Below are 10,094 nucleotides of genomic sequence, written 5' to 3' on the forward strand. Positions count from 1 at the left end.
CGCCCCTTCACGCGTACCGCGCGGCGGTCAGGCCAGCGGGCCGGTGACCGTCTCCACCGCCGCGACCAGATGCCCACCGCGTACGAACGCGTCGGCGGCGGCCAGGTCGGGGGCGAGGAAGCGGTCCGGGCCGGGGCCGCCGACACCGGCCTCCCGGGCGGCGCGGATGGCGGCCTGGGAGGCGGGCGCGGGGGTGAGGCCGTGGCGCAGCTCGATGCCGCGGGTCGCCGCGTACAGCTCGACGGCGATGATCCGGGTCAGGTTGTCGATCGCGGTCCGCAGCTTGCGGGCGGCCGACCAGCCCATGGAGACGTGGTCCTCCTGCATGGCGGAGGACGGGATGGAGTCGGCCGAGGCCGGGACGGCCAGCCGCTTCATCTCGCTGACCAGGGCGGCCTGCGTGTACTGGGCGATCATCAGACCGGAGTCGACACCGGCGTCGTCCGCGAGGAACGGCGGCAGGCCGTGCGAGCGGTTCTTGTCGAGCAGGCGGTCGGTGCGGCGCTCGGCGATGGAGCCGAGGTCGGCGGCGGCGATCGCCAGGAAGTCCAGGACGTAGGCGACGGGGGCGCCGTGGAAGTTGCCGTTGGACTCCACGCGGCCGTCCGGCAGGACGACGGGGTTGTCGACGGCCGAGGCGAGCTCGCGCTCGGCGACCGTGAGGGCGTACGCGATGGTGTCGCGGCCGGCGCCGGCGACCTGCGGGGCGCAGCGCACCGAGTACGCGTCCTGGACGCGCGGGGCCTCGTCCTCCTGGAAGTGCCCGGTCAGCCCGGAACCCTTCAGTACGGCCAGCATGTTGGCGGCGGAGGCGCCCTGGCCCGGGTGCGGGCGGATGGCGTGCAGCTCGGGGGCGAGGACCTTGGCGGTGCCGAGCAGCGCCTCCAGGGAGAGCGCGGCGGTGATGTCGGCGGAGGTGTAGAGCTTCTTGAGGTCGGCGAGGGCCATGACCAGCATGCCGAGCATGCCGTCGGTGCCGTTGAGGAGGGCCAGGCCCTCCTTCTCGCGCAGCTCGACGGGCTCGATGCCGGCCTCGGCGAGCAGTTCGCCCGCGGGCCGCACGACGCCGTCGGGGCCCTCCGCGTCGCCTTCGCCCATCAGGGTCATGGCACAGTGCGAGAGCGGCGCGAGGTCGCCGGAGCAGCCGAGCGAGCCGTACTCGTGGACGACGGGGGTGATCCCGGCGTTCAGGATGTCCGCCATGGTCTGGGCGACGGAGGGGCGTACGCCGGTGTGGCCGGAGGCGACGGTCTTCAGCCGCAGGAACATCAGCGCGCGCACGACCTCGCGCTCCACGCGCGGGCCCATGCCGGCGGCGTGCGAGCGCACGATGTTGCGCTGGAGCTGGGCGCGCAGGTCGGGGCTGATGTGCCGGGTGGCGAGGGCGCCGAACCCGGTGGAGACGCCGTACACGGGCTCCGGCTTGGCGGCCAGGGCGTCGACGATCCCGCGGGCGCGGGCGAGGGCGTCGAGGGCGTCGGCCGAGAGCTCGACCCTGGCGTTGCGACGAGCGACGGCGACGACGTCCTCCGGGGTCGTCCCGGACGTCCCCACCACGACAGTGTGCATATCCATATTCAGCAGCGTACGGATTGAATCGGCGCGTGTCACTAGTGAGGGGGGCGGGGTGGTGCCCGGTCTTTGTCTGCGGCTGAGTGGTGGGTTACCCGCGCAGTTCCCCGCGCCCCGTGATGCCCGGTCTTTGTCTGCGGGTGCGTGGTGGGTTGCTCGCGCCGTTCCCCGCGCCCCTCAACGGGCCGGGTCTCGTCTGCGGGTGCGTGGTGGTTGCCCGCGCAGTTCCCCGCGCCCCTGGGGGCCGAGGGTGGGTTTCCGGGTGCGGGGGGCTGCCTCAGGGGCGCGGGGAACTGCGCGAGCAACCCAGCACGGTCCGCAGGCGGGAGAAGGGGGTGTCGGGGGGGCGTAGGCCCCGTTCAGGGGGGCGGCCCGGGGGAGCCCCGGCGGCCCCCGGCGGGGCTCAGGGAAGGGGCGGGGTGGGGGCAACTGCGGCGCGCGAGGCAACTCACCCCCGGCCGCGGAACCGCCGCCGCTCCCCCCGCTCCGGCCCCGCCGAATCCGCGAGCTGCACCACCGCCCCGTCCCGCCCCGCCACCACCGGCGTCTTCGAACGGGCCGCCTTCGCCCGGTACTGCGCCGCGTCCGCCAGACGGAACAGGCGGCGCGCCGAGCGGACCTGGCCGATGGGGTCGCCGGTGGACGCGACCCCGCACGCCACCCCGTCCCCCAGCTCCAACTCCCCCGCCCGCAGGCACAGTTCGGACGCCACCTCGACCACCTCGTCCGCCTGCGGCCCCATGGAGAGCAGGCAGAACTCATCACCCCCGAGCCGCGCCGCCAGCGCACCCGGCAGTATCGCGCCGCACAGCGACAGCACCGAGCCGAAGCGCTCCAGGAGCCGGTCCCCCACCGCGTGCCCCCGGGTGTCGTTGACCCGCTTCAGCCCGTTCAGGTCGCACACCACCAGGCTCACCACCGACCCGTCCCGCCGGTGCGCCTCGATCGCCTCGTCGAGGCGTACGTCCACCGCCCGCCGGTTGGCCAGGCCCGTCAGCGGGTCGGTGAAGGCGAGGCGGCGGACCTCCTCCAGGCGTTCCGTCTGGGCGATCCCGGCCGCCGCCACCGAGGCGAGCACCGTGGCGAAGTCCGCGTCGGAGCCGTCGAAGACGGGCGCGCCCACCGGCCGGGCCACATACAGCTCGCCCCAGGCCCGCCCGTGCAGCACGATCGGCGCGACCACACAGCAGCCGCGCCCGCGCCGGCGCAGGGCGGTGACGCGCTCATGGCAGTAGCCCGCCGAGTCGCCGGGCCCGGCCGCCGTCTCCACCCACGCGTTGGGCTCGCCGCCGCCCGCCCACCGCTCGTGCAGGAACTCGGTGATCTCCGGGAACTGGTGGACCGGATACGTCTCGTCCTCGGGGAACTCCTCCTCCCCCTCGGCCCGTTCGCCCGCGTTCACCAGCACCCGCAGCCGCCCCAGCTCCCGCTCCCAGGTGGAGAGCGCGGCGAAACTCCCGCCGAGCGCGTCCCGCGCGCCGAGTGCCGCCGCCCGCCAGGACTCGCGCGGGGTGTGGGCCGCCGCCATGGCCTGCGCCAGCGACACCACCGCCCGCAGCCGTGCGTCCTCGGTCCCGCCCACACCCTCACCCTCACCGCGCATCCCTCCAGCTTAGGGAGGTTTGCCCCGGTTTGATCAGTTAGGCTGGGCCAGATCGATCACATTCGATCAAGCTCGGTCATACACAGGTACCCGGGACGGGGTGGTCCTCACTCCCCGGGCCACTGCGGCTTCCGCTTCTCGTTGAACGCCGCGACGCCCTCCGCCCGGTCCCCGGAGAACGCCACCGACCGCCACGCCGCGTCCTCGACCTCCAGCCCCGCCCGCAGGTCGAGGCCGTGGCCCAGCCGCATCGCCCGCTTGGCGGCCCGCAGCCCGACCGGCGAGTTCGCGGCGATCCGCGCTGCCAGCTCCAGCGCCCGCGTACGGTCCTCGCCCGCGTCCACCAGTACGTCGACCAGGTTCAGCCCGTGCGCCTCGGCCGCCTCCACCCGCCGTGCGGTGAAGACCAGTTCGGCGGCCCGGGCCGCGCCCACGCGCCGGGGCAGCAGCTGCGTACCGCCGCCGCCGGGGATGACGCCCACCGAGACCTCCGGCAGGCCGACGACCGCCGTCGCGTCCGCCACGATCAGGTCGCAGGCGAGCGCCAGCTCGAACCCGCCGCCGAGCGCGAACCCGTGCACGGCGGCCACGGTCGGCATGGGCAGCTCCAGGACGCCGGTGTAGCAGGCGCGCGCGGTGGGGCGCTGGCGCACCAGCTCGGCGTCGGTGAAGGAGTTGCGCTCCTTGAGGTCGGCGCCCACGCAGAAGGCCCGCTCGTGCGTGGAGGTCAGCACGGTCACGCGCACGGAGCGGTCGGCGGCGAGCGCGTCGCAGGCGGCGGCGATCGAGCGGGCCATCTCGGTGGACACGGCGTTCATCGCCTTGGGCCGGTCCAGGACCAGCTCGGCGACGTGGCTGTGCCGCCGTACACCCACGAACTCCCCGTACCGCTGCTCATCCGTGCCCATGAGACCCTCCCGACCGACGTTAACGAACGTTACGTCGGGATCTTAGGCAGGGACGCGCGCGCCCCGTAAGGGCCGCTACGCGCCCCGGCGGTGCAGCATCCACGGCTCGACCACGCCGAGGCCGCGCACCGGCCGCTGCCACATGGGCTGGAGCGCGAAGCGGTACTTGGGGGGCTCCTCGCCCTCCTTCTCCGCCCGCGCGGCCTCCTCCGCCGCCTGTGTCTCGGAGACCGGCGCGTCGCCGGTGCGCGCCAGCTCCTCCGCGAAGGCACCGTCCACGAGCACCGAGTCCTTGGGCGCTATCGAGGTGAGCCTGCTGGCCAGGTTCACGGTCGTACCGAACACATCGCCCATCCGGGTGGTGACCGTGCCGAAGGCGATGCCCACGCGCAGCGCCGGCATCGTCTCGTCGTGGCCCATCGTCTCGATCAGCCGGAGCGATATCTCGGCTGCCGTCCCGGCGTCGTCGGCCGCGAACAGGACCTCGTCGCCCAGCGTCTTGATGAGCCGGCCGCCGTGCGCGGCGACCAGGTCGGCGGCGGTCGTCTCGAAGGCCTCGACGAGCTCGCCCAGCTCCTCCTCCTCCAGGCGCCGGGTCAGCCGGGTGAAGCCGACGAGGTCCGCGAAGCCGACGGCGAGGCGCCGGTCGACCATCTCCTCGTCGTCGGCGGCCTGCACCACGCGCCCGGTGGCGGCGGCCAGCTGGCGCCGCCACACATAGACGAGGAACTCCTCCAGCTCCGGCAGGAGCAGCTCGACCAGCGGATACGTGACCTCCGTACGGGTCATGCCGGGCTCGGGCGGCTCGGTCAGGCCCTCCAGGAAGGAATCGATCTGCCATTCGGCCAGCCGGGCGGTGGTCTGCCCGGTGGAGCGGGCCACCTGGACCGCCATGGGCTCGCTCAGCAGCCCCGCCTCGACCAGACCGGCCAGCCGGCGCAGGGCCAGTACGTCGGCCTCGGTGAGCGCCTTGGCCTGCCCGATGTCGGCGAAGCCCATGGCCCGCCAGAACCGGGAGGCCAGCTCCATGGAGACCCCGGCGGTCCTGGCGGCCTGGAACGGCGTGTACCGGCGGTCCGCGCCCAGGATCAACTGCTCCAGACGGATGGCGAGCGGATCGGCGGTGGGCTCGGCGGTGTGGTCCACGACGTGGTGCGGGGTCGGGTAGGCGGAGGACGCCGGCTCCGAGTGGGGGCCGTCACCCTCGCCGGACTGCGTGTCGTCGACGGTCACCAGCCGCCTCCTGCCCGTTCCCTGCGCATTCCCTGCCGATCTGTCGCTGGATCGGGCTCCACGATACGGCAGGTGTGCCGTAGCTCACGTCCTCGCACCCGTTGCCTTGTCCCCCGGAGGCGGTGCGGGGGGCCCCGGGAGCGCGCGCGGGTCGGGCCCGGCGCGCGCCCGCTCAGCCCCCCGCCGGGCGCAGGTGGACGATGTCGCCCGCCGCCACCGGTTCGCGCACGCCCTCCCCGGTGGCAAGGACCAGGCGCCCGTCACCGTCCACCGCGACCGCCTCGCCGGTCAGGGCACGGTCGCCCGGCAGCTCGGCGCGCACGGTCCGGCCGAGGGTGGCGCAGCCCGCCGCGTAGGTCTCCTGCAACCGGGTGGCGGCCGGGTCGCCGCCCGCCTCGCGCCAGTCCACGTACCACTGCTCCAGGGAGCGCAGCACGGCGCGCAGCAGCGTCTCGCGGTCGGTCGAGACCGCGCCCGCCAGCGCCAGCGAGCCGGCGGTGGGCACCGGGAGTTCGTCGGCGCGCAGGGTGACGTTGAGGCCGATGCCGACCACCACCGCGTCCCGGCCCGCTCGCTCGGCGAGGATCCCGCCCGCCTTGCGCTCCTCGCCGCCGACCGTGACCAGCAGGTCGTTGGGCCACTTCAGCGAGGTGTCGACCCCGGCGGCGCGGGACAGACCGGTGGCCACCGCCACCCCGGTGAGCAGCGGCAGCCAGCCCCAGCGCTCGGTGGGGACGCCCGCGCCGGGCCGCAGCAGCACGGAGAAGAACAGGCCCGAGCGGGGCGGCGCCGACCAGCTGCGGTCCAGGCGCCCGCGCCCGGCGGTCTGCTCCTCGGCGACGAGGACCGCGCCCTCGGGCAGCTCGTCGGCACGGGCGGTCAGGTCGGAGTTGGTCGATCCGGTCGCCCCGACCACCTCCAGGGAGGTCCACAGGGCGCCGGGCCGCACCAGGGCGTGGCGCAGCGCGGAGGCGTTGAGAGGAGGCCGGTCGAGGTCGGACCAGCGGCTTTCGGATGCGTCCTGGGGCGTCATACGGCCCAGGTTAGGCGCGTGGGCGCAAGCGGGCCCCGGTGTGGCAAACGACGCACTGCCGAACGGTAGGCGCGCCACTACCCTACGAGTCAGTAGCCAGCCGAAAACCCGTGACCAGGCAGGGAGCCGCGTCCCGATGTCCGAGCCGGAGCAGCAAGAAGTGACCGACATCCACACCACCGCGGGCAAGCTCGCGGATCTGCGGCGCCGCATCGGGGAGGCGACACATGCCGGCTCCGAGCGCGCTGTGGAAAAGCAGCACGCCAAGGGCAAGTTGACCGCTCGGGAGCGGGTCGACCTGCTCCTGGACGAGGGGTCCTTCGTCGAGCTCGACGAGTTCGCCCGGCACCGCTCGACCAACTTCGGCATCGAGAAGAACCGTCCGTACGGAGACGGCGTCGTCACCGGGTACGGCACGGTCGACGGGCGCCCGGTCTGCGTCTACTCCCAGGACTTCACCATCTTCGGCGGCTCGCTCGGCGAGGTCTACGGCGAGAAGATCGTCAAGGTCATGGACTTCGCGCTGAAGACCGGCTGCCCGGTCATCGGCATCAACGACGGCGGCGGCGCCCGCATCCAGGAGGGCGTGGTCGCGCTCGGCCTGTTCGCCGAGATCTTCCGCCGCAATGTGCACGCCTCCGGCGTGGTCCCGCAGATCTCGCTGATCGTCGGCCCCTGCGCGGGCGGCGCGGTCTACTCGCCCGCCATCACGGACTTCACGGTGATGGTCGACCAGACCTCGCACATGTTCATCACCGGACCGGACGTCATCAAGACGGTCACCGGTGAGGACGTCGGCTTCGAGGAGCTGGGCGGCGCGCGCACCCACAACACCACCTCGGGCGTGGCGCACCACATGGCGGGCGACGAGAAGGACGCCATCGAGTACGTCAAGTCGCTGCTCTCCTACCTGCCGTCGAACAACCTGAGCGAGGCCCCCGCCTTCCCCGAGGAAGCGGACCTGGAGGTCTCGGACTCCGACCGGGAGCTGGACACGCTCATCCCGGACTCCGCGAACCAGCCGTACGACATGCACACGGCCATCGAGCACGTGCTTGACGACGGCGAGTTCCTGGAGACCCAGGCGCTGTTCGCGCCGAACATCATCACCGGCTTCGGGCGCGTCGAGGGCCACCCGGTCGGCATCGTCGCCAACCAGCCGATGCAGTTCGCGGGCTGTCTGGACATCAACGCCTCGGAGAAGGCCGCGCGTTTCGTGCGGACCTGCGACGCCTTCAACGTGCCGGTGATCACCTTCGTGGACGTGCCGGGCTTCCTGCCGGGCGTGGACCAGGAGTACGGCGGCATCATCCGGCGCGGCGCCAAGCTGATCTACGCGTACGCCGAGGCGACCGTCCCGCTGATCACGGTCATCACCCGCAAGGCGTTCGGCGGCGCGTACGACGTCATGGGCTCCAAGCACCTGGGCGCCGACCTCAACGTGGCCTGGCCGACCGCGCAGATCGCGGTGATGGGCGCGCAGGGCGCGGTGAACATCCTGCACCGCCGCACGATCGCCGCCGCCGACGATCAGGAGGCGACCCGCGCGCAGCTGATCTCGGAGTACGAGGACACGCTCCTCAACCCGTACATCGCGGCCGAGCGCGGGTACGTGGACGCCGTGATCATGCCGTCGGAGACCCGTGCCCATGTGGTGCGGGGCCTGCGTCAGCTGCGTACGAAGCGGGAAAGCCTTCCTCCCAAGAAGCACGGCAACATCCCCCTGTAAGGAGCCGCTGTGATCAAGGTCGTACGGGGCAATCCCACCCCCGAGGAGCTGGCCGCCGCACTGGCGGTGGTCCGGGCGCGCGCCGCGGCGAGCGCGTCCGTGCCGTCCGGCGCGCCCCTGCCCCCCGAGGACTGGTCCGACCCGGCGCGCATCGCCCGCCACCCGGTGCCGCGGCCGGGTCCGCGCTCCTGGGCGCGCACCTACTGGCCCGCGTAGTCCCCGGCTCCCCGGCGCTTGAGTACGGGTACTCAGGCGCCGGGGCGGCGACGGCCGCAGTATCGAAAGCATGCTGTGGTCCGACCCGAAGAACGAGCCGCCCAAGGAACTGCGCGACGCCCAGGCGATGATGCGGCGCGCGTGGCTGGTCCTCGCCCTGCTGATGGTGCTGGGGATGTTCGTGGTCAGCTTCCGCTGACCCCCCGCCTCCCGGCGCTGTCTACGATGACCCGTATGACTGCCGCCGCACGCCGCCTCGTCCTCGCCTCCGCCTCTCCCGCCCGGCTCGGTCTGCTGCGCCAGGCCGGTCTCGCGCCGGAGGTCATCGTCAGCGGGGTCGACGAGGACGCCCTCACCGCCCCCACCCCCGGCGAGCTCGCCCTGGTCCTCGCCGAGGCCAAGGCCGACGCGGTGGCCGCCCGCCCGGAGGCCGCCGGAGCCCTGCTCATCGGTTGCGACTCGGTGCTGGAGCTGGACGGCGAGGCGCTGGGCAAGCCCGCCGACGCCGAGGAGGCCACCGCCCGCTGGAAGTCCATGCGCGGGCGCTCCGGCGTGCTGCGGACGGGCCACTGCGTGATCGACACGGCGACCGGCCGCCGCGCCTCGGCCACCGCGTCCACCACGGTCCGCTTCGGCGAGCCCAGCGACGCGGAGGTGGCCGCGTACGTGGCGAGCGGCGAACCCCTCCACGTGGCGGGCGCGTTCACCCTGGACGGCCGCTCGGCCCCGTTCGTGGACGGCATCGACGGCGATCCCGGCAACGTCATCGGGCTCTCCCTGCCGCTGTTGCGCGGGCTGCTCGCGGAGCTGGGCATCGCGATCACGGATCTGTGGGCGGACCGGTAGCGCGGGCTCAGGCGGCGGCCGGCTGCGGCGGGGTCCCGTTGCCCGGCGGGGCCTCCACGGGCTCCCCGTCCTCCGGCTCCGCCGGCAGCGGGGGCGCCGCGTACATCAGCAGGGCGAGCACGACCAGGGCCAGCACCAGCATCATGAAGGCGAACGCGGGCCAGCCCATCAGCCCGACCGTCAGCGCCCCCAGCACGCCGTGCACCACCGCGCAGGTGATCAGCAGGATGCGGCCGAACCGGCCGGGGGCGCGGTCGCGTACGCCGGTGAACAGCAGGATGGCGCCGCACACGGCCAGATAGAGGCCGAAGACGGCGCCCATGACGTACGTGGCGGTCGCCATGGTGCCCGAGTCGATCCCGCCCAGCGACATGTTCTGCTGGTGCACGACGCGGCCGAGGAACCAGTTCACCAGCACGAAGCCGACGGCCTCGCTCAGAAGAACGACCGCGGCCACCAAGGCCACCGCTCTGCGCGCCACCGCGCACCACCCCCCTGATACCAGCCCCTGTTACCGGTAGTACGTCTGACAACCGAACGCTACTCACCGGTAAACCCCTGGGCAAGGGTCCTGACGCCGACGGGACCACGATCTTCGGGACGGCAAAGAATCATTCGGCCATTCGTAGGGACTCCACAAAGAATGTGAGGCGCCCCCTGGCCTTCGGGACAGAGACCTTGACCACACCAGAAGGCTAATGTGCCGGGCAGGGACCCGGCGTACCGTGGTGCGACAAGGGATTTCGCGACATGAGCCAGCCGCGCGTCACACTCCGTGTGGGCAACCTCACCACGGGGGCGGGGTCGTGGGCCGGTGTACGGCTTCCCTAAACTCAGCTTGTTTTCAAGGAGGGAGCCATCGTGCGCAAGGTGCTCATCGCCAACCGTGGCGAAATCGCTGTCCGCGTTGCCCGGGCGTGTCGGGACGCCGGGATCGCCAGCGTAGCCGTCTAC

Annotated in this window: 11 protein-coding genes; 5 read left to right on the forward strand and 6 right to left on the reverse strand. The window is 73.1% G+C overall.

The genetic code is table 11. The features are described 5' to 3' along the window. Window positions 1-27: 27 nt before the first annotated feature. The 5 genes from hutH to ACZ4MU_RS07595 form a co-directional block, all read right to left on the reverse strand. Window positions 28-1,569 (reverse strand): histidine ammonia-lyase, encoded by a 1,542-nt coding sequence (gene hutH, locus ACZ4MU_RS07575; protein ID WP_467872278.1) that lies wholly within the window; start codon window positions 1,567-1,569, stop codon window positions 28-30. A 451-nt stretch (window positions 1,570-2,020) separates the two neighbouring features. Then, window positions 2,021-3,175: a GGDEF domain-containing protein gene (locus ACZ4MU_RS07580; protein ID WP_467872180.1), complete on the reverse strand. Its 1,155-nt coding sequence runs from the start codon at window positions 3,173-3,175 to the stop codon at window positions 2,021-2,023. A gap of 107 nt (window positions 3,176-3,282) precedes the next feature. Beyond that, window positions 3,283-4,083 carry an enoyl-CoA hydratase/isomerase family protein gene (locus ACZ4MU_RS07585; protein WP_467872183.1) on the reverse strand — a complete coding sequence of 267 codons (801 nt, stop codon included), beginning with the start codon at window positions 4,081-4,083 and terminating at the stop codon, window positions 3,283-3,285. Between the two features lie 75 nt (window positions 4,084-4,158). Further along, window positions 4,159-5,316, reverse strand: coding sequence for an adenylate/guanylate cyclase domain-containing protein (locus ACZ4MU_RS07590; RefSeq protein WP_467872186.1), 1,158 nt, complete (start codon window positions 5,314-5,316; stop codon window positions 4,159-4,161). Between the two features lie 172 nt (window positions 5,317-5,488). Beyond that, the gene (locus ACZ4MU_RS07595) at window positions 5,489-6,349 is read right to left on the reverse strand and encodes a biotin--[acetyl-CoA-carboxylase] ligase (RefSeq protein WP_467872189.1); all 861 of its coding nucleotides are present in this window, start codon (window positions 6,347-6,349) and stop codon (window positions 5,489-5,491) included. Window positions 6,350-6,485: 136 nt separating this feature from the next. Here ACZ4MU_RS07595 and ACZ4MU_RS07600 point away from each other — a divergent pair, with 136 nt between their 5' ends. From ACZ4MU_RS07600 to ACZ4MU_RS07615, 4 genes are all read left to right on the forward strand, one after another. Then, window positions 6,486-8,078 (forward strand): acyl-CoA carboxylase subunit beta, encoded by a 1,593-nt coding sequence (locus ACZ4MU_RS07600; protein WP_467872192.1) that lies wholly within the window; start codon window positions 6,486-6,488, stop codon window positions 8,076-8,078. A gap of 9 nt (window positions 8,079-8,087) precedes the next feature. After that, window positions 8,088-8,294, forward strand: a complete 207-nt coding sequence (locus ACZ4MU_RS07605) for an acyl-CoA carboxylase epsilon subunit (protein WP_467872194.1) — start codon at window positions 8,088-8,090, stop codon at window positions 8,292-8,294. A gap of 70 nt (window positions 8,295-8,364) precedes the next feature. Then, on the forward strand, window positions 8,365-8,493 hold the full coding sequence (mmpB, locus tag ACZ4MU_RS07610; protein WP_467872196.1) for a morphogenic membrane protein MmpB: 129 nt from the start codon (window positions 8,365-8,367) through the stop codon (window positions 8,491-8,493). 26 nt (window positions 8,494-8,519) lie between these two features. Continuing rightward, on the forward strand, window positions 8,520-9,140 hold the full coding sequence (locus ACZ4MU_RS07615; RefSeq protein ID WP_467872198.1) for a nucleoside triphosphate pyrophosphatase: 621 nt from the start codon (window positions 8,520-8,522) through the stop codon (window positions 9,138-9,140). Window positions 9,141-9,147: 7 nt separating this feature from the next. Here ACZ4MU_RS07615 and ACZ4MU_RS07620 read toward each other — a convergent pair whose 3' ends face one another. Next, window positions 9,148-9,621 carry a hypothetical protein gene (locus ACZ4MU_RS07620; protein WP_467872200.1) on the reverse strand — a complete coding sequence of 158 codons (474 nt, stop codon included), beginning with the start codon at window positions 9,619-9,621 and terminating at the stop codon, window positions 9,148-9,150. A gap of 380 nt (window positions 9,622-10,001) precedes the next feature. On the opposite strand from ACZ4MU_RS07620, the gene ACZ4MU_RS07625 reads away from it, so the two are divergent. Beyond that, the coding region (locus ACZ4MU_RS07625) for a biotin carboxylase N-terminal domain-containing protein (protein WP_280842533.1) at window positions 10,002-10,094 on the forward strand (93 nt) is incomplete at its 3' end.

Source organism: Streptomyces sp. NPDC026377, assembly GCF_055567715.1.